This window comes from Capnocytophaga canis (assembly GCF_000827555.1).
Classification (GTDB): Bacteria; Bacteroidota; Bacteroidia; order Flavobacteriales; family Flavobacteriaceae; genus Capnocytophaga; species Capnocytophaga canis.
In genome coordinates, this window is the sequence record NZ_CDOI01000144.1 from 1 (window position 1) to 20,700 (window position 20,700).

The following is a 20,700-nucleotide window of genomic DNA, read 5'->3' on the forward strand; positions in this document are numbered from 1 at the left end:
TTCTTTAGCGCCATTTCGATAAACAATATCCCCTTCATCAGCCTCGCCTATGGCTGTTATCGAGATGATTAACCCTCGGGTGGAGGAAGTTGTATCGCCTCCAATCAAATCCACATCGTAAAGTTTACATGCCAATCGGATACCCTCGTACAATTCTTCCAGTGCTTCCAACGGAAAACGATTGGATACTGCAATAGATACAGTGATTTGCGTGGCACGGGCATTCATTGCGTAAATATCTGACAAATTGACCATGACCGATTTGTATCCCAAATGTTTCAGCGGGACGTAACTTAGGTCAAAATGCACTCCTTCAATAAGTAAATCGGTGGAAATAACAGCTTTTTTTTGCTTAAAATCAATAACAGCTGCATCATCGCCAATTCCTTTTAGGGTCGAAGGCTGTTTCAGTTCAAAATTCTTTGTCAAGTGAGAAATTAATCCAAATTCTCCCAAGTCAGACAAAGTGGTACGTTGCGGAGTTTTATCTTCAATCATATGGCAAAGATACTAACTTTTGAAATAAATATGAAAGAAAACAGCAGTGAATTAAAAATTTTCATACCTTTGCAAAGAAATTTATTAAAAATAATTCTAAATAAAAACAAAATGAAAAAAATATTGTTATCACTTACTTTTGTAGTAAGTTCTTTCGTAGTTTTGGCTCAAGAAACGCCTATTAAAGAAGCCTCAGTGGGGGTGGAATATGGAGCGGGAGTTGTTGATGAAAACTCAGTAGAGCGAGTATATGACGCTGAGATGTTGGCAAGTCAGTTGAATGAATCTAATCGAGAGATGAATGACTTGATAATCAGAGCTAAAGTAACGAATGTATGCCCTAAGAGAGGTTGTTGGGTTACGCTGGAAAACGATGCTAATATGCTTATGTTTGTAAAGATGAAAGACTACGCATTCTTTTTGCCGAATTCAATCGTAGGAAAAACGATTTTGTTGGATGCAAAAGCGACCTACAAAACAACTTCTGTAGAAAAATTGAAAGCCAATGCTAAAAAAGCAAAAAAATCGCGTAAAGAGATACGAGCCATCACTGAACCTCGTAAAGAGATTCATTTGTTGGCAACAGGCATCCGCGTTGTAGAATGAGGTAACCTTTCCTAAAAAATATCGGATACTCCCGAAGAATTTGAAAATGAACTTAAATTTTTTACAAGCTCAACAAAATTTAGAAAATATTAGACTTTCTATTTCTAAATTGGAAGATGAAGCTATGATTCTTAATAAGGAACCTATCTTGACTTTTAGAAAACAAACAAGGAATTATGATTTTTGTGGTGTGAAACATAAAAACCTAAGACCTTGTTTGTAGTACTGGACAAAGATACGATAGTAGAAGAAATTATCCCACATTTGCCTAAAAGAAAAAGAGGATTTAAACCAAAATCGCCTATTAGTGAGATAATTAACTGTATTTTATACAAATTGAAAACAGGTGTTCAATGGGCACTTTTACCGATGGAACAATTGTTTTCAGAGGTAGTTCCGAGCTATAAAACCGTGTTTGGGCATTACCGAAAATGGTGCAAAGAAGGCGCTTGGCAGACTTGTTGGGTAGAAATTTTGAAGAAAAACAAATCGAAAATAGATTGTTCAAGTTGCGACTTTGACGGTAGCCAAACACCCGCAAAAAAAGGCGGCGAAGAAGTCGGTTATCAAGCTCGTAAAAAAGCAAAAACAATCAATAGTTTGTACCTGTCTGATAGGCAAGGTTTGATGTTAGCAATGTCTCAGCCTATATCCGGAGAACATCACGACTTGTATAATATAGAGACTTATTTTCAAGAAATTACATCCGTTTTGAAAAAGGCTGAAATCTCCACAGAGGGTTTATTTGTGAATTTTGATGCAGGTTTTGACAGTGAAAATCTTCGGAAAATAACCGCCTCAGAAGGTATCATAGCCAATATTTTTGAAAACAAAAGAAACCAAAAATCACCCTCTGAAGCGGAACATTATTTCGATAAAAAACTCTACAAAGAGCGTTACTCCATTGAAAGAAGCAACGCTTGGATGGATAGTTTTCGTTCAGTTTTAAATCGTTTTGATACTACCGTAAATGGTTGGATAGGTTTTAATTACTTTGCCTTTATCGTCTTAGGACTCAGAAAATTTAAACAAAAGAGAAAGTCGAGATGAGTTCGTTGAATATATTTCTCTTACTCCAAGTAAAGAAAGAAATTATTACGTGTATATTACTCTTCCAAAAGGACTAAAAACATCTTATGGTAAAGATATAATATTCAATAAGGAAATGACAGGTAGAGCAGACATCATAACAGAAGATATGAGGTTAATAGAACGGTTTTTCTATCAAATACGAAAACTATTAGGTTATCAGCTTTAAACTCAAAATCAGCGCTATTGCATTATTGATACTATGAGTTAAAATGCTATATATAATTCCAAAATTCATCCGTATATATCCGAAAAAAAAACCTGATATCATTTGTGGTAAGGTAATTAAAGGAATGAAAAGTAAATCTTTTCCTTCCAATGAATAATTTTGAAAGTGTAAAAGTCCAAAGCTAAATGCACTCAAATAGAAGATATATTTAAAATTTTTTTCGTAAAAATTCAGTATATTTTTATAATATTTTTGAATTACCAAGATTGATACCAACCCTACCCCTACAGGAATCGTAATTCGGATGAATAACATATCATTAAAATTCATATTTCTTATCCCTAAAATTACATTCAAAATAAAAAAAGATAATACGATAATGGGAATAAATATCCAGCGATTAAAAATTAAAATTCCTCTGAAAGCAATTTCTTCAAGTATAGGACCCAAAAAAGCTCCTATAAGAAGTATGTACAAAAAAGAATGGTTTTCAAAAAATGAGTGAGCAGCTCCATTTTTGGGTAAGGAAACGAAAATTCTTACTCCTAAATTCAAAACTACCGTCATTGCTATAGAAAATAATAACAGCCCTATACAATAGCTTATATTTTTAATAATACCCCAATTTTTTTTCTCTCCGTAATAAACAGGATTAGAAATATATCTGAAAAACTCAATCATTATATAAATTTTTTATACACAAAAATATAGTAAAAAAGGAAGCAAAATTAATTTTGCTTCTTTTTTATTTATCATTTAATCTATAGCAGATAGCTTTTATATGAAGCATCAAATCTTTGTTTTTTTGCCTCTTGTTCCCAATATGTATTAAGTTCTATTTTCTTTCGTAAGGGTGGTAAATACACCGACTCTCTTTTTAAGTTATTTTTCATTATTGGTCATAGGCAAAAGCCAAACTCCCTTATATTGGTCGTGTACATTTCTCCAGCTGCTTTGATAAGGTTTAGGCCCATGTAAAAATCCAGTTTGGGTATTTAGGAAAAAATCACCTTTATATCCAAGACTTTCGGCGGGAAACCCTTCACCAATATGAAAGCGACTGCGTTCGGATTTATTTAGCTCATGCGCATCTCCCCAACCTGTTGAGGTTTTAACTTGGTACGACATGGCATTGGTGTTGATGTACACATCACCAACACTTCCCAACTCGTTGGCAGGTAGTTCCACTCCGAAATGAAAAGCTCCTGCTTGTGTGAGAACGGTTTGGTGTAGTTCTAATTCTTCTTTGCTACAACCAAGCACAGCTATTATGAGGAGTATGTTTAAAATTCTTTTCATAAAAGCAATATTGTTTAAGTTCCTCCTTAGACCGACAAAATTAAAAAATAATTACATAGCACACAAAATTTTAACACTGGATTTTTTTTGGAATCCTAAGTAGTTTCATTTGAGTTTTGTTGTATATTTGTCCTTTTATTTACAAAAAATTGAATTTATGAAAAAGAGTGTTTTATTTTTACTTTTTATTGTTGCCTTTGGATGCACTTCACATGATTCTAAGTTAGTAACTATAGGAGAAGTTCCTAAGTTCTCACTTACAAATCAACATAATCAAACTGTCACAAATGATACTTACAAAGGAAAGGTCTACGTGGCAGAATTTTTCTTCACTTCGTGTCCCTCCATTTGTCCGATAATGACCAAAAACACGGTGAAGATTCAAAATACGTTTCCTAATGAAGATAGGCTTGGTTTCGCCTCATTCTCAATAAATCCAGATTTCGATACTCCCGAAATATTAAAATCATACGCTGACGTACAAGGAATTAAGAGTCCCAATTGGCATTTACTTACAGGGGAAGAGGATACTATTTACGATTTAGCCAACGAAGGGTTTAACTTACATGCCAAAGTTGACGACTCTGCTGAGGGTGGTTTTGAACATTCTGGATTGTTTGCCCTCATTGATACTAATGGAAACATCGTATCTCGTAAAGATGCCAACGGAAATCCTATTATATACTACAATGGATTGGATCAAGAACACATCAAAATGCTTATAGAAGACATCCAATTTCTGTTACAATAAAATGATAGTAGTAATATGAGGCAATTATTGACATCTATCCTTTTAGGAATTTTTGCATACTCCTTCGGACAAATTCAAGGAACAGTAACCGATCAAAATCAACAACCTATACCATTTGTAAGCGTTTACATCGAAAACGGAACGAAAGGAACCACTTCTAACGAAAAAGGAATGTATCTTTTGAATACAACCGATAAAAATCCGACTGTGGTTTTTCAATCTTTGGGGTATAAAACCGAGAGACGTACCATACAAATTGATAAAACGCCCTATATTTTAAACATCTCGTTATCAGAGGAAAGCTACTTGCTCAGTGAGGTTACCGTTAGTAGTAAAGAAAATCCTGCTAACGGAATCATTCGCAATGCTATCAAACACAAAACGAGAAACAGTGAAAAAACAGACCGATTTGAAGCCGATTTCTATTCCAAAGGTTTTCTGAAACTGATGAATGTCCCGAAAAAAATTTTAGGGCAGGAGGTAGGAGACATGGGCGGTAACATCGATACAATTACCCGCTCAGGCATTGTTTATCAGTCTGAAACAATTTCTAAAATAAAATTCGAAAAACCTCGTCAAATAAAAGAACATATCATCGCATCCAAGGTAGCGGGTAACAGTAATGGATTCAGTTTCAACACTGCAGCTTCGGCAAATTTCGATTTCTATGATAACTATATGAACTTCGATGCTAAAATGATTTCACCCATTGCCGATAACGCTTTTTCTTATTACCGATATCAATTAGAAAGTACGTTTTACGATGATCAGAAACGATTGGTAAACAAAATAAAATTGATTCCACGACGCGACAAAGAGCCTGTTTTTGAGGGATATATTTACATACTTGAGGATTTGTGGGCAATTTACGCTGTGGAAGTCACAGCTAAAGGCTATCGGATGAATAATCCTGCTATTTCGGAATTGCATATAGTCCAAAATTTCGGTTTTAATGAAACTTATGGGCTTTGGACAAAGAATTTACAACGTTTCGACCTTAAGGCTAAGATATTTATGGTTTCGTTGGAAGGTACGTTTTCCTACGTATATAACAACTACCAATTCAAGGATTCTTTCTCAAAAAACGAGTTTAAGGGTGAAGTTCGACGTTTTGAACAAAATTCAAATAAAAAAGACAGTATTTTTTGGCAAAAAAACAGACAAATTCCGCTTACGGAGGCTGAAATAGTCAATTATCGGAAGAAAGATAGTGTTGAAACTGTCAGAACTTCCGATAAGTATATCGATTCAGTTGAAACGAAGAATAACAAATTCGGTTTTTTCGATATTTTCACAGGATATTCATACCGAAAGACTTCCAAAAGATACAGATTTGGCTATGATGGTTTTATCGATCCAGGCAGTATGGGATTCAACACCGTACAAGGATACTTCCTCGGAACAGGATTCTATTTCAGCCGATGGAATAAAGAAAAAACTAATAGTACTAATATAGGAGTTGATTTTCAGTATAGTTTTGCCGAAAAAAAATTGCGAACAGCAGGATATTTTACGCATTTGTTCAATCGGATTAATTACCCTCGCTTATCCGTTAGAGGAGGTAGTGAGATTCATCAATTCAATCGTTCACAACCTATTTCAGGATTGGTTAATGAAGTAATGACCTTGTTTTTCCGTGATAATTATATGAAACTCTACCACGAAGAGTTTCTGTATTTGGGATACGGTCAAAACCTTACTCCAGAAACTTACATTGATGGCTCGTTACGATTTAGCAATCGTAGTCCGTTGAAAAACAATACTAATTATTCATTTTCGAAAAAGAATAAACCTTATCTATCTAACAATCCATTATTGCCGTTGAGCGATGAACCTTCTTTTGAGCCTCACTACACTCTGTCGGCTTCCATATATGCTCGGTTTCGTTTTAATCGAACCTATACCTCTTTCCCTGACAGAAGGATATATAATGAAAATGATAGGTATCCGGAGATTGTACTTGGGATGAAGAATGTGTTGAGTGCTAGTAAGAAATCCTATCAATATCAGCAATTACATGCTCGTGTCGATTACGAACCTTCATTTGATAATAAAGGAGATATGTTTCTTTGTCTCAATGGAGGATTGTTTTTCAATGCTAAGCATATCAGCTTTGTTGATTACAAGCATTTTAACGGAAATTTGACCCATCTGCAAGTAGAGGAAGATCCCAATGCATCGTTCTATCTGTTGCCTTACTATTCGCATTCAACCAATGAGGCGTATGCCGAGTTTCACGCACGCCATCGTTTTAGAGGATACATTTCGAATAAATTGCCTCTATTCAATAAATTACAATGGCATTTTGTTACGGGTTTTCACCAACTGCACCGTGAGGGTAAACGTCCCTACACCGAATTTACGATAGGTTTGGAGAATGTTGGCTGGGGTAAAATACGCCCATTGCGAGTGGACTATGTCCGTTCATTTGATGGTAACAAAGCTGTTAATGGAGTGATGTTTGGAATCAAACTGTTTGATTAAATTTTTATGGCATTAGTAAAATTCACTTAAATGGAAAAAATATAGGCTGTATAGAAAGCACCGTACAGCCTATTTATTTGTTTGTTAGGTTTTTGTTAATATCTGTGTTAAAATTTCATTTCTCCTAAATGAATAATTTAGACTATTTTGATTTGTATAGTTTATTATTTTTTCTAATTTATCAACAATTTCAATAGACTCATCTTTCATTTGAAAAAGTAATTCTATGATAATATCCAATGTTTCTATATCCTTTCCATACGAGGCAGTTATCTCTTCAAATGATGATGTTATGAAGAAATCTATACCATGTTGTGTGTATTTTTCTGATAAATTTGATATTTCTTTAAATCTTGTTTCTTTTACAGTATTCTTAGTTAGCACTGCAACTAATTCTTGAAAAAACAAATCTATCTGTTTTTTTAGATAATCCTTTTCTATCATAACACATACAAAATAATTTGAAATCACAAGTGCATTGTAAAACAAAAAAGTTGAGTTCAGTACTTAATTACATATATTTTCTAATAGTTAAATACTTATTTTTCAGTATTTTGACCACTTTTCATCGGCGTTGGAGATTTGGTATTAAGAAAATCAACGAAGAAAAGCGTGAAAATTTTCCACTGTTCGAAGCGACCGTATGACACTATAAAAAACTGAAAATCATAGAAATAGTAAAACACGTCCTCTTTTCTTCCTGTTTTATAAACTGGGATGCATACACCGCTTAAAGGTTACCAATCTCCAACTTCATCAATCAGATTTGCCACTAATGATGTCCAACCAGTTTGGTGTGATGCTCCGATGCCCCGACCGTTATCGCCGTGAAAATATTCATAGAATAAGATTAAATCTTGGAAGTTTTCTTGGCGATATACATCTGAATGTAATCTATTCACAGGACGATTTTCTTGTGCATCTTTTTGGAAAATACGAATCAATCGCTTACTAATTTCATCTGCTATTTGATTGAAATTCAATGTGTTTTGTTCATTTCCTGTTGGGAATTGATAGGTTGTATCGTCAAAAAAGCGATATAATTCTCGCAGAGTGTCAATCAGAATATAGTTTATGGGAAACCAGATTGGACCACGCCAATTGCTATTCCCCCCGAACATATTGCTTGTTGATTCTGCAGGATCGTACGCAATTTCATACATTTTTCCTTCCAAAGGTACACGGAAAGGATGTGTGTATATCTTTGATAATGAGCGTATTCCGTAGTCGCTTAAGAATTCTTTTTCATCGACTAAGGCACGTACCATTTTATCCAATCGGTTCTTAGGAACTAATGAAAGTAGCATTCCTTTGTTGTTGTCCGAGGTTTGAATAATCGGATATTTAAGTTCGTTCATCAAGTGTTTTTGAAACCATGAAAAACTGTTTTTAAATCGTGGTAAGCGATCTAAGGTTTCTTGGTCAATATGCAACACAGCGATTAGAGAAAGCATTCCTGCTACTGAGCGTACTTTTACCAATTTGGAATTACCATCTTTGAATATAATCCTATCGTAAAAAAATCCTTCTTTTTCGTCCCAAATGCCTTTATGTTCTTCGCTAATATGGTTCAATGCTTTGGCTATGTGGATAAAATGTGCAAAATATTTGGTTGCCATTTCCTCGAAAGACTCATCGTGTTTGGATATTTCCAAACTGATTTTCAGCATACATAGGCTGTACAAAGCCATCCATGCCGTACCATCTACTTGTTCCAAAGTTTCCACTCCTTCAATACCTTGTGTGCGGTCAAAAACTCCAATGTTGTCCAGCCCTAAGAATCCTCCTTCAAAAATGTTGTTCTGACTGGAATCCACTTGATTTATCCACCATGTGAAATTCAGGGACAATTTATTGAACATTCGTTTGAGAAAACTAATGTCGGATGTACCATTTTGTTTCTGATCAATATTGTAAATCATCAACGTTGCCCATGGTTGTACTGGAGGATTTACATCACTGAAGTTCCATTCATAAGCTGGAATTTGTCCATTAGGTCTCATATACCATTCCTTGGTAAACAGTAGTAATTGCTCCTTAGCAAACTGAATATCAATCATTGCCATGCTCACACAATGAAAAGCGGAATCCCAAGCGGCATACCACGGATACTCCCATTTGTCGGGCATTAGCAGTACATCTGAATTTCGCAAAGTTGTCCAATCGGAATTACGACCTTTCCAACGTTCTTTAGGAGGTGCAGGATGTTTACTATCGCCTTTGAGCCAACGTTCAATGTTGTAGTAATAATATTGCTTACTCCATAACATTCCCGAAAGAGCTTGTTTTTGAATTAGATAGAGTTCTTCGTTTTTCGTTTTTAACCTATTACGGTAAAAAGTATCACACTCTTGTTCACGCGATGCAAATAACTCATTTACACCGCTAAAAGGATTTTCTTTTTCCTCATTAGTAAGACGTAAATAGATAATTCGCTGTTCTTTAGTCTCAAGTTCAAAAAAGTACATCGGCGAGAATTTCGTTCCATGGTTTCGTTGCGTAGCAAGTTCGAAATCACCTGAAATCACAGCATCGTGAAACAAATCTTTTTTGTAAGGATGTTCGTTAGGATGTTTGTGTAATTTTTCGTTATTACTTTCATTTTCAGTGAATAAACATCTATCGGCTTGTTCAAAATAGAGATAGTAATCTTCCTCCAAGGCATTGCTGATTTTTACACTATTTTCATTTCCCTTTCGGGAGATACTCGGCAGGGGATTTACATCAAAAAAACTCCAGTGATTTCGGAGTAATAACGTTGGTAACACAAAAATTGGAGCTTTCTCTTCCCCTTGGTTGATGATGGTGATTTTCATAAAAATATCCTTTTCATCAGCTTTGGCATATTCTACTAAAACATCAAAATAAGCATTGTTTTTAAAAATTTCGGTATCAATCAACTCAAATTCAAGATCTCGCAATCCCTTTTTACGGTTAGTTTCTTCCAAAAGTTTATACGGAAATTCCGATTGAGGGTACTTGTAGAGGTATTTCATGTAGGAATGTGTTGGCGTGTTGTCTAAGTAATAATACAACTCTTTGACGTCCTCGCCGTGATTTCCTTGATTGTTACTCAATCCATAGAGACGCTCTTTGAGAAAGGGATCTTTACCATTCCACAGAGCTACCGACAGACATATTTTACTATGATTGTCCGAGAATCCTGCTAGTCCGTCCTCTCCCCAACGATAAGTACGACTACGAGCATGTTCATGAGGAAAGTAATTCCAAGCATCTCCGTTTGCACTGTAATCTTCGCGAACTGTACCCCACTGACGTTCACTTAGATAAGGCCCCCAAAGCAACCAGTTTTTTATTTTCTTATCTTTTTCTTCTATGCGTTTTTTTTCGGTGTTCATTACACTATAATTTTTGTTTTGTAGAGATATGTTGTACCATATTTCTGCTGAATTATCCTAATAAATTGTAATATACGATTCCTTCTATAGATATTTATTCGTTTACCTGATGGTTATCCATATGAATGTTTACAAATATACATGAAATATTATTACGATTAGATTTTTAACCTTAACTTAACTTTTATTTTCCACCATAGAATTATTAGCAGAGGTTTTATGAGATGTAATTTGTAACTGACAAATATTGTAATATGTTGATTTTAAGCTGAAATGTTTTAAAAAGTAAGGGAAAATACCAATATGATGAGAGTAATTGTGTAATATTTGTCATAAAAAAAGAGCTTTTTTGGATTACAAAAAGCTCTTTTTATTACAGTTATAATTTGGGTGGAATACCGGGCTCGAACCGGCGACCTTCGGAACCACAATCCGACGCTCTAACCAACTGAGCTAAAACCACCATTTTGCATTTGCGAGTGCAAAGATAAAAAATATTTTTAAATTACAAAAGTATAAATGCAAATATTTTTATTATTTTATTGAGTTTAGTGCTTAATTGCATATATTTTTAATGGTTAAACACGTATTTTTCAGTATTTTGACCACTTTTCATCTAAGGAAAAGAACAGTGTATAAAATAAATAATGAACTCGTTTATTTTATATCATGTTCCTTTGTTAAACATATAAATAACTGATTAATAGTGGATTGAACTCTGTTTAAACAACTTCATTGATGATACTTGTGATATATTCAATCTGTTCATCATCCAATTCAGTGTGCATAGGCAATGAAATGACTTCTTTCACAAGCTGATTGGTAGCTACAAAATCAGTTTCATCATATGAATCATTTGTATAAGCCTTTTGAGCGTGAAGTGGAATAGGGTAGTAGATACCGTAAGGCACACCTTTTTCTGTTAAGGCCTTTGCTAAAGCATCGCGTTTTCCATTAGTGATTCGCAGTGTGTATTGATGATAAACATGGTCATAATTCGTTTTAACAAAAGGGGTTACGATGTTTGGGTTTTCCATAAGTGCTTTTGTATATTTTTCAGCAGCAATTCGACGTTTTTGGTTGTAAGTATCCAAATGTGGTAACTTGGCTCTTAAAACGGCAGCTTGTAGGGAATCCAATCGAGAATTTACTCCCACAACATCATGATGATAACGCACGTACATTCCATGGTTTACGATACCACGTAGGGTGTACGCCAAATCATCATCGTTCGTAAAAATAGCTCCTCCATCGCCGTAGCATCCCAAATTTTTCGAAGGAAAGAAAGATGTTGCTCCTACATGTCCGATAGTTCCTACTTTTTGTTTACGTCCATCTGACCACGTAAAATCTGCCCCAATAGCCTGTGCGTTATCCTCAATAACGTACAAATTATGTTTCTTGGCTATTTTCATAATAGCTTCCATGTCAGCAGGTTGACCGAAAAGATGTACAGGAACAATTGCTTTAGTTTTAGGAGTAATGGCCTTTTTGATGGCATCAATATTGATGTTGAACGTATCGTCATAAACATCTACTAACACAGGTGTAAGATTTAACAATGCAATTACTTCAACAGTAGCGGCAAAAGTAAAATCGGCTGTAATGACTTCATCACCAGGTTTTAACCCTAATCCCATCATCGCAATTTGCAATGCGTCTGTCCCATTTGCACACGGAATCACGTGCTTCACACCTAAATAAGTTTCTAAATCCTTCTGAAAAGCACTTACCTGAGGGCCATTGATGAAAGCTGTGCTGTCTAAAATCTCATTAAAAGAAGATAAAACTTCATCTTTAATTTGTTGATATTGACCATTTAAGTCAACCATTTGTATTTTTTTCATAGAATATACTGTCTATATTTTGATACTCAAATAGATTCGTTTACAAGCTACAAAGGTACATAATTGTTGCGAATAATCAATATTTCATTGTGTAGAAAAAAAATGAAAAAAGCATATAACGGTTGGTGTTATATGCTTTTCTTTGGGTTATTTTGCTATTTATTTACAATTTTTTTGTACAAATCAAAGTAATAGCTACCATCAAATGTATCACTGACTCCTGAAATGCTTTCAAATGAAAACACGCCTACTGTGATTAGAACCAGACCCACTACAAAAAAAGCAACTTTTTTTGAAGGAGAGGTTACGTAATAATACAGTGAAATAGTCCCTAATATGCTAAAAATCAGATAAGGAATCACAACCCTAATACCATCCGTAAAAAAAGATGTTATGAGCAGTAAACTCAAAATGGGAGCATTTATCCAAATTAAATTATGGCGAGCTTCTTTCTTTTCTTTGTTACGAACTACAAAATATGAAACAAAGATATTTAGTAGCAAAAAAGTGATAAACATATAGTGATGATAACCACTAAAAAGAATTCCCGCAAGTAGGTATAATCCAATACCTATCAAACTTTTTTTGATGATTTGTTTCATAATGAGAGATGTTAAATGATTATACATCCCCAAATGTATGCATAATCATTTAAAACTCCAAATAATCATAAATTTTTCTCTAATTAAACGTATATTTCACGGATAACCCCGTACGGATGGTTGTCATCGGGAAAGCTGTTGAAATAGCTGATTTTGAGAAATTATATCGGAAATAGTACGAAGCCAGCAAGTTTCTGCTCAACGCATATTCTGCCGTAAAATCACCAATCCAGTTGCTTTGCCCTGCGGTTACTTGGTTGTTGGTAATTTCCATATTCCTGATAACGGTAAACTCATTCAGATGCGAGAGAGTTCCCTTGAGTATCAAATCACTTTTCAAAGTGGTTCGTACGCCATTCACTTTGGTTACAAAACGTAAATCTTTGATGCGATAGCCTAATCCCATTCGAAATTCCTTACGGATAATTTCGGTTAAATAGTCGTTGTCCAAACTGATGGATATAGTGCGGTCACGATTGATTTCAAACAACGCACTGATTGAGTTTTTCATTTCCATATCAGCACGAATCAGCGGATTGAATTGCTCTACCAAAGTTACGTTGGTGAATAGTTGCTGACTTAAATAATCACCTTTAGCATTGACTTTAAACAAATTATTAGGGTCGAATTCTAAATTCGTACGGAACTCACTTAGCACATAACTCGCATTATAGCCGTGAGCTAATGAAAATCGATTAAAATATCGTTTCATTGATTCCAATCGCCCCAATCCTGTGTAGGTTATTTTCCATTCAGGAACCGGAATGTTTTTAAAGGCACTCAACGAAGTGGAATTAGCATTTCCACCTGAATAGGCCGCAAAAAACGCCGGAATCATCACCGATTGACTGGTTTTGCTGTATCCCTTTGGAAAACCTTCTTGATCAAGATTATTTGGATCGTTCAAGTCTACACCTCTTTCTGAAGCCAAACGACTTGCTATTGTGATGCGATTTTCTTTGAAACGCTCAAACGGTACAGAGTTATATTCGTCTATTTTGTTGAAAGTGGTCGCAATCAAATTGGTTGTAATGTTGAAGTTACCTACTTGATTTCCTATAAGTTTATTATATGTTAGGTTGTTTACTTCAAAGGTCTCGGTGTAATTATCGGTATACTGACGTTTTGCTTTCAAATCAATTTGCAGATCAGGAATCGGTAACAAATTGGCAGTGAATGTTAAATCACGTTCCTTTGACTGTAGGAATTGATCGTTAAAATCAACAAAATCCGTTAAATACCCTTTTTTTGCCATTTCATAACGCACATCCGCCTGACTTCCAAACATGAAACCAAAAGAGGGTTTGGTTGTACCTAAGAATCCTACATTTTGAGTATACCCGGGTAAGGTTTTCCCATTGGTTTCAGCATAATTTACGCTAATGGTTTTCAGCATTGTAGCCAACGATTTGCCTACTGACGGCTTTTCACCGCGAGGAGTTGGTTTCACTCCCAAATAGCGGTAAAACTGTTCAAAGGATGCATTGACCATCAGGTTGTGCGTATTGGCATTTTGTAAAGTATTGATATCGTGTTTTGCTAACTGCAGTAAGGTTTGCGATCCACGTTGCCAATCGAAGTCGCCTGAGTAAGTGTAGTTTGCTTTCATAAAATCCAAAAATGGAAATTTGGACAGGGGTAGTTCATAACTTATTTGTAGTTTTGACAAAAAGTGATTTGGATTACCTAAATCCCAGAAATCACTCCACAAGGTTACGTTTCTGTCATATGAAGCTACATCACCATTACTGTCGTAGATGTAATAATTTCGGATAATACTATTATTTGTAGCGTTGAAACTTGCTTTCAAAGAGCGGGTTAGGTTGTAGTTTACTCCGAATTGATAATTATGTAAATAGTTACGCTGTTGTAATTCGGGTAAGGTTTTTTGCAAACTCGCGTCTACTCCTTCAAAATACACATCGCGAAATAATTGTTTTGATAATGAACGATTTACATCGGAAGAGAACATAATGCTGGTAGGCAATAAGTTAAGATTTACATCTGCCAACCATTGCCAGTATTTTTTACCCGTAAAACGTTCCGATTTTTTGAAAGGTTCAATAGTTTTATTTTCAAATCCATAGTTGTACAAGAATCCCGCTCTGACGTTTTGTTCATCTTCATAACGGAGTTCATAATCATGGTGATGCATCTCGTTATAGGCATAGTTAAACGTAAAGTTTTCAATATTGTACATACGTTTTTTCTGTCCTTCGGAAAAATTTTTCTTCACACCAATCAGATTGATTCCTTTGCGAACAGTCAGATTTTCAGCCTGTTCCCTGATAGTTTTGCGTTCTTCTGGTGTTTGTGCAATATTCAAACGATCATCGAGCTTAACATCTTGATATGAAGGATCATAGAACGGTGTAGAACGTTTTTGAGCATGATTTAAACTCACGGGGACTTGTATCTGCCATTTTTCGGGTAGTAATTTCCCTGCATTTATATTCATCACCACATCGTATTCTTGAGTGTTGTCAATTGAACGTTGGTTAGGCGTCTGGTCAACTGCACCGAAACCTACCGTATGCATACGTCCTGTAGCTGAGATATTTAACAAATCGGCCGCATTCGCATCTAGCGCTCCGACCATTGCCCAACCACCTTTGTTGGACAATTCTGCTACCCGAAGTTCATTGAACCAAAATTCTCCACTTTGGGTATTTCCTGTAATGTTTTTCACTCCAATCATCACTGAGCGGACACTTCCTAATGAAGGATTTCCTTTGATTACATAACGATTTTCTCCTATGGTATAAGGCGTATTTTCGTTTACTACATTCAGATTGGTATCGTAATAAGTAGCGTTGTTCAGTGTTTGATTTCGAAGTCCAATGGCTTTCATTTTTGTTAGTACATCCATTGACACAATTAGCTGATTTTCAGTTGGCCATATAGCCATATCAGTGTTTGCTCCTGAAGGTGTGATTTTCAATGGTATTTCTACCTGATAGTAATTTTCGTTAAAATCCGTACCGATACGCATAAATGCTACCATCTGATTGTCAGATAATGATTTATTTTGATACGCTTCTGCATGGACAAACATTTTGATATATTTGTACTGACGTAAATCCAAATTCATCACCTTATAAACAGCGCGGCTATCTAAAGGCTCTAAGTTATTTACACTGTAGGATAATGATTGCTCATTCTGTTCAACCAAAGTATTGTTAGCGTTTATACGTTCGCGGTATACTCCAGGAGGCATACGATATGGAATAGGGGTACGTGTTTCATTTTCAATTAGATTCACTGAACCTATTTCCACTTGGGTGTTATCATCTGAAGGATCGTCTAAATTAGTTTCTAAGGTTTCGCTGTAGTATCGCCAATCTCCACGAACCAAATCTAAAGTTCCGAAACGTAACAACATTTCTTGTGAAAATCCAGTCATGTACATCCGCATATGGGTAATGGAGTTCATGATGTCAATTTCTTCGTTCGGAGCTAATGGGAATTTATAACCTTCACGCACCATTTGCCCTTGAGCAATCGGAATTTTAAACTGAATCCAACGAGCGGATACGGTTCTGCCATTAGGAGCTTCCACAGCTACCGTTCTAATATCGTTTACAAAACGGTCGGAACGCGTAATATTCGGACGGATCTTCACTCGATATTCATAGTAATTATTCTCCGTATTCATAGCGAAATCCCCATTAACATCTTCAATATCAGGATTTGTAGTTGCTCCTCGGTTACTTTCAGTTACGGAAACAGGAGAATTTGCTTGTGTTCCATTGTAGTTGAAATAGCGATTCAAAATGCCTCCACCACGACTCATGAAATACTCATAGTTGTCCAATGCAGGGTCGTTCGGAGATTCGCTTAGATTGTTATTATAGACTGAAGCCTCATCACCATCGGATAATCCGTCTAAACCAATGTCTTGTAAGGCTCTGTTCGATGAATTGGTGTCAAACGCATAGAGTAGAGACTGAGCTCCGGGTACCTTGCCCCATGATGAGGAATTGACCGCTGCTGATGATGATAACCCCGGCAATCCGTTTTCATATTGCTTCCTGCCGTCCTTCAAAACGTCTTCTGAAATGTTTCCTAAGTTAAATACCAATTCTCCAGTTCCACTGTATTCACCTGAATGATAAGGATCTAACATCCAGAACTGTATATATTCAATATTACTTTCTTGAAAATCAGAATATGTTAATCCACGCATGATGCCTCCCCATTTCTCATCAGCATTGGCAGACTGAAAAGCTGGATTATTGTTGTACGAACCTTTATTATTTGGATAATATGCCAAATCCAAGGTTGTTTGTACAAGGGATTCACCCTGAGCTACTTGCTGTTCAGGGAATATTTCTTCTAAATAGATACGCCGTGTGCTATTTTTTGAGATTTCATCACCACTCACGTCGTTCGGTTTTTGTGATGAATAGAAAATAGGGTCAATGGTATACCATGCTAATTTGGCACGACCGTAGCCGTTTCGCATATTTTCAGGATCTTCAGGTGAAGTTCCGTATAACCTTCGTGGAGAATTTCCTGATCCTGAGCCAAATTCGAGAGGAGTACTGGCTAATTTCCATGCTAAAGGAGAGCGAATATCAATAGTTGCTTGAGCCGACTCAAAATCATCTAAGTAGACGGTAGTTTCTCCATCGAAATCATCTCCTTTAGGAGTTCCGGGGACAAGGTACGCAAATTCTCCTCGTACAGACAGATTAGAGGCTACATCTGATTTTATGGTAGGAATGCGATTTACCCAACGTGTCAAAAAAGGTAATTCAGTGGAGTATGTGCCTCCAAAACCAAAAATAGTGTTATTGACCGACTCTTGTCCATAGCTTGTTTTTTGGGTGAATGGACGCTCACGCAGGTTCACAACCGACGCTCCCATAATGAATTTATCACTGAATTTATGTTCGATATTCACTCCCATGAATCGAGTGGTCTGCCCACCAAAAATCAGATTATTTTCCATGGATACTTGAATCGGAATGTTTGATGCCTCCAAACTCGGATTTGTAATTTCGACCGTTCCCGACATATAGTCCACTAAATAATCAATACCCTCTTCGAGAATACGCCCTCCTGCCGTTACGGTTACTGACCCTCGAGGTACGTTGAACGCTCCTAATGAAATGCCACGCCGTCCTGAGGATTTGTAGCGTCCTTTCATTTGGAATTTATTTTTACTACCGTCCATCTGAGCCTGTGTTTTGGTATTGGCATACAAACTGGGATAGACATATTTTCGTTGGTTTTCGTTATACGTAGCAGGGTCATCGTAATTTCCACCTCCTAAGGTTTGGTGAAGAAATTTTCCAAAAGGCTCTACTTTAGTAAAAAATATCTTTCCGTACTGTTGATCAACTGTAATTCCTGGGATAAAATCAAAAAATCCGTCACCTCCAGGTTGGGGATCTTGGTATTTATTTAATCGATCGAAATTGAACAAATTTAGTAGGATTTTATCTTCCAATCCATTATCCCAACCCGCATCGGACACTTTTGAAATATAGTTTAGCGGGGATGGATCAGAGTAGTAAATATTCATTCTGAAATCCTCAGGGTCTAATTGCCCGGATCCTAGGGAATAGACGTTTTTCATCATTAAATCCCAGATAGGATCTTTTACGTTCAAACGATTACTCTTTAACATTTTCAGTACCAACAAATTATTGGTGATAGCGTTTTGGCTTGCTGAAGTGTTATAGGTTGTCGCTGAAATACCATCATTGGCAAATTCTCCTACTTGAAACACTTCACTCCCGTAGGTGTATTGATAAGCAACGGCCAGTACTTCATTGCTACTCAAGGCAACGTTTAGCGAAATGTATCCTAATTTTGTATCTACTTTATAATCAACCCCTTCTTCTAACTTACGAGCGTTTTCAATCACCGCATAATCATAGCCTTGGTTCACTAAATTGGAAATGGCACCGAAGCCTTGTTGTAAAGTAGCCACATCGCGAATCGCATCGGTTAACACCGAGGAACCTCCAATTTCAGCAGGGTCAAAACGGTTGGCAGCATTGGTTGGCATGTTGTTAGTTGTCGATGAAAAAAAACCTATGGGAGCATTTTGGTTGATGCGTGTGTTCAACGGATTAGCTTCTCCTAAATCCTGTAGTGCGAGTATGTTACGTATATTTCCTGTACGGTTATTACGATTTGTAACCCATACTTCCAAACGTGTGATTTGTACTTTGCTGTTAATAAAAGGATAATTTTCTAAGGCTTTATCATAATTATCACGGAAGAATTGTGCTAAGAAAAAGTTTCTATTTTCGTCATAGTCCAATGCGGTAAACTCAAATTCGGTAAGTATTCCTCCTCCCTGGGCAGTCACTGTTTTCCGTTCGGACTTTTGTTCAGAAAATACTCCTGTAATGGTAGTGCGACCGAATTTTAATTCGGTTTTCACCCCAAATAGACTCTGCGAACCAGTGATTAGAGAGTTAGACATCGGCATACTGATATTTCCTAACTCAACCTTTTGGATAATATCATCCTCGTTAGGTTCGTATTCCAACTTAAAAACGTTCTGAAAATCAAACGAAGCCTGAGTGTCATACTGAGCGTTTAATTTTAATCGTGTCCCGACTTGCCCCGTGAGTCCTAAACTGATTCTTTGATCGAAATCTAACCCATAAGTGATTCTATTTCTTGGAGTTATAGCTGGGTTGTCATTTTTATTAACGTATAAACCTAAATCAATTCCTACGTTTCCTTTAGGGATAAGGTCAATATTTCGCCCTCCAAAAATACTTTCAAATAACTCGGACTTAACATACAAATCAGGAAGCAAATCACGTTGAGCTTTATTTTTCTGCTCCTCTCCTTTGTTACCACTCAAAGCACTACTTTTTTCTCTAAAATAAGCACTTCGTTGTTCTCGTGTAATCAGCGCTTCATATTCTTCAATAGTAAGAATTTGAGGTACAGTCAAATCGGTTTCACCTAATGTTTGACGGTACACATAGCGATTCAATTGCGGGTTATAGGTATAGCGATTAGCAATGCTGGATGGTGTTCGCAATCCTATTTTGGGGATATTATTCTTAGTTTGTGTTGTATCTTTCGTAATTTCTTGTCCCCAAACCGATAGGTTAGTAAGAAATGCTATGAGAAAAATATATTTTAAATATCTATTCATCTTCAAGTAGTTAGATTTGAAATAGTTCACGCTGAAGTTATAAACTTTTCAGAGCTATTTTGATAATTTGTTCAACACTAAGTTCTTCCGAATCTGATTTGATAATTTTATCTACTACTTTTTCGGCTTGTTTACGCACAAATCCTAATACTTCTAAAGCTGCTAAAGCTTCCTCTTTGTTTGTATTTGATTGTGTAAGAGCTACTTCTTCAATATTTTGCACTTTCATCATCTTTTCTCGTAAATCCAAAATAATACGTTGTGCAGTTTTTGCTCCTATACCTTTAACACTCTGAATACTAGCAACATCTCCATTGACAATAGCTCCGCGAACTTGAGCAGCTGTCAATGATGATAGCATCATCCGAGCTGTACTCGCTCCAACACCTGATACGGAAAGCAACAGTACGAATATCTCACGCTCAGCACGGGTGAGAAATCCGTAAAGTGTATGAGAGTCTTCCTTGATTTGTAGATGAGTGTAAATTTTTATGGAATCAGCTTCAGGTAGAGCTGCAAAAGTATTTAAGGTGATGTTCACGAAATACCCCACACCGTTGCAGTCAACAACCACGTGAGTAGGGTTTTTCTCAATCAATTTTCCTTGTAACTGAGTAATCATGTTTATTTAGCGTTCAAAAAAGGGAAATTTTTGGCTAAAATAGAAAATATATTTCAATTACAAGGTAAATAATACATTTTTAAGGTTTGCTTAAGGGAGTTTTAACAGAGCGTATTAAGATCTATAATCATTAATGTAAATGTTGTTATGTCTTTTGAGAAAAAAAATCTCAAAAAGAATAATACTAAAAACCACAAAACTACTAAAATCAGTAACTTTGTGGTTTTTATACAGCTAATTTA

13 protein-coding genes and 1 tRNA gene are annotated in these 20,700 nt (G+C 36.0%); 4 read left to right on the plus strand and 10 right to left on the minus strand.

From position 1 onward, the window contains the following. The coding region (locus CCAND38_RS05540) for a thiamine-phosphate kinase (RefSeq protein ID WP_042344262.1) at positions 1-498 on the minus strand (498 nt) is incomplete at its 3' end. A 111-nt stretch (positions 499-609) separates the two neighbouring features. On the opposite strand from CCAND38_RS05540, the gene CCAND38_RS05545 reads away from it, so the two are divergent. Beyond that, entirely contained in the window at positions 610-1,104 is a 495-nt protein-coding gene (locus CCAND38_RS05545) for a DUF4920 domain-containing protein (RefSeq protein ID WP_042344295.1), read from the plus strand. A 213-nt stretch (positions 1,105-1,317) separates the two neighbouring features. Beyond that, positions 1,318-2,154, plus strand: a complete 837-nt coding sequence (locus tag CCAND38_RS05550; protein ID WP_042344264.1) for an IS5 family transposase — start codon at positions 1,318-1,320, stop codon at positions 2,152-2,154. 190 nt (positions 2,155-2,344) lie between these two features. Here the strand turns inward: CCAND38_RS05550 and CCAND38_RS05555 are convergent, their stop codons facing one another. After that, positions 2,345-3,043, minus strand: a complete 699-nt coding sequence (locus CCAND38_RS05555) for a CPBP family glutamic-type intramembrane protease (RefSeq protein WP_042344266.1) — start codon at positions 3,041-3,043, stop codon at positions 2,345-2,347. Positions 3,044-3,244: 201 nt separating this feature from the next. After that, positions 3,245-3,661: a hypothetical protein gene (locus CCAND38_RS05560; RefSeq protein WP_042344268.1), complete on the minus strand. Its 417-nt coding sequence runs from the start codon at positions 3,659-3,661 to the stop codon at positions 3,245-3,247. Positions 3,662-3,818: 157 nt separating this feature from the next. On the opposite strand from CCAND38_RS05560, the gene CCAND38_RS05565 reads away from it, so the two are divergent. Beyond that, positions 3,819-4,412 (plus strand): SCO family protein, encoded by a 594-nt coding sequence (locus CCAND38_RS05565; RefSeq protein WP_042344269.1) that lies wholly within the window; start codon positions 3,819-3,821, stop codon positions 4,410-4,412. 15 nt (positions 4,413-4,427) lie between these two features. Then, entirely contained in the window at positions 4,428-6,896 is a 2,469-nt protein-coding gene (locus CCAND38_RS05570) for a DUF5686 and carboxypeptidase regulatory-like domain-containing protein (protein WP_042344270.1), read from the plus strand. Between the two features lie 84 nt (positions 6,897-6,980). Here the strand turns inward: CCAND38_RS05570 and CCAND38_RS05575 are convergent, their stop codons facing one another. From CCAND38_RS05575 to ruvA, 7 genes are all read right to left on the minus strand, one after another. Beyond that, on the minus strand, positions 6,981-7,340 hold the full coding sequence (locus CCAND38_RS05575; RefSeq protein WP_042344271.1) for a hypothetical protein: 360 nt from the start codon (positions 7,338-7,340) through the stop codon (positions 6,981-6,983). Positions 7,341-7,633: 293 nt separating this feature from the next. Beyond that, on the minus strand, positions 7,634-10,255 hold the full coding sequence (locus tag CCAND38_RS05580; RefSeq protein WP_042344272.1) for an MGH1-like glycoside hydrolase domain-containing protein: 2,622 nt from the start codon (positions 10,253-10,255) through the stop codon (positions 7,634-7,636). 388 nt (positions 10,256-10,643) lie between these two features. Continuing rightward, positions 10,644-10,719: transfer RNA gene (locus tag CCAND38_RS05585), tRNA-His, on the minus strand. A 258-nt stretch (positions 10,720-10,977) separates the two neighbouring features. After that, positions 10,978-12,102, minus strand: coding sequence for a DegT/DnrJ/EryC1/StrS family aminotransferase (locus tag CCAND38_RS05590; protein WP_042344273.1), 1,125 nt, complete (start codon positions 12,100-12,102; stop codon positions 10,978-10,980). Between the two features lie 155 nt (positions 12,103-12,257). Next, the gene (locus CCAND38_RS05595) at positions 12,258-12,704 is read right to left on the minus strand and encodes a hypothetical protein (protein WP_042344274.1); all 447 of its coding nucleotides are present in this window, start codon (positions 12,702-12,704) and stop codon (positions 12,258-12,260) included. A 79-nt stretch (positions 12,705-12,783) separates the two neighbouring features. Next, positions 12,784-19,836 carry a T9SS outer membrane translocon Sov/SprA gene (gene sov, locus CCAND38_RS05600; protein ID WP_082024962.1) on the minus strand — a complete coding sequence of 2,351 codons (7,053 nt, stop codon included), beginning with the start codon at positions 19,834-19,836 and terminating at the stop codon, positions 12,784-12,786. 37 nt (positions 19,837-19,873) lie between these two features. Then, a complete protein-coding gene (gene ruvA / locus CCAND38_RS05605; RefSeq protein ID WP_042009097.1) occupies positions 19,874-20,458 on the minus strand; it encodes a Holliday junction branch migration protein RuvA in 585 nt (194 codons plus the stop codon). Positions 20,459-20,700: the final 242 nt, after the last annotated feature.

What these genes read in the sequence shown, in the direction of transcription:
- CCAND38_RS05595 (WP_042344274.1), bottom strand. Translation starts at nt 12,704, where the DNA reads ATGAAACAAATCATCAAAAAAAGTTTGATAGGTATTGGATTATACCTA.
- ruvA (WP_042009097.1), bottom strand. Translation starts at nt 20,458, where the DNA reads ATGATTACTCAGTTACAAGGAAAATTGATTGAGAAAAACCCTACTCAC.
- CCAND38_RS05575 (WP_042344271.1), bottom strand. Translation starts at nt 7,340, where the DNA reads ATGATAGAAAAGGATTATCTAAAAAAACAGATAGATTTGTTTTTTCAA.
- CCAND38_RS05565 (WP_042344269.1), top strand. Translation starts at nt 3,819, where the DNA reads ATGAAAAAGAGTGTTTTATTTTTACTTTTTATTGTTGCCTTTGGATGC.
- CCAND38_RS05580 (WP_042344272.1), bottom strand. Translation starts at nt 10,255, where the DNA reads ATGAACACCGAAAAAAAACGCATAGAAGAAAAAGATAAGAAAATAAAA.
- CCAND38_RS05570 (WP_042344270.1), top strand. Translation starts at nt 4,428, where the DNA reads ATGAGGCAATTATTGACATCTATCCTTTTAGGAATTTTTGCATACTCC.
- sov (WP_082024962.1), bottom strand. Translation starts at nt 19,836, where the DNA reads ATGAATAGATATTTAAAATATATTTTTCTCATAGCATTTCTTACTAAC.
- CCAND38_RS05590 (WP_042344273.1), bottom strand. Translation starts at nt 12,102, where the DNA reads ATGAAAAAAATACAAATGGTTGACTTAAATGGTCAATATCAACAAATT.
- CCAND38_RS05545 (WP_042344295.1), top strand. Translation starts at nt 610, where the DNA reads ATGAAAAAAATATTGTTATCACTTACTTTTGTAGTAAGTTCTTTCGTA.
- CCAND38_RS05560 (WP_042344268.1), bottom strand. Translation starts at nt 3,661, where the DNA reads ATGAAAAGAATTTTAAACATACTCCTCATAATAGCTGTGCTTGGTTGT.
- CCAND38_RS05555 (WP_042344266.1), bottom strand. Translation starts at nt 3,043, where the DNA reads ATGATTGAGTTTTTCAGATATATTTCTAATCCTGTTTATTACGGAGAG.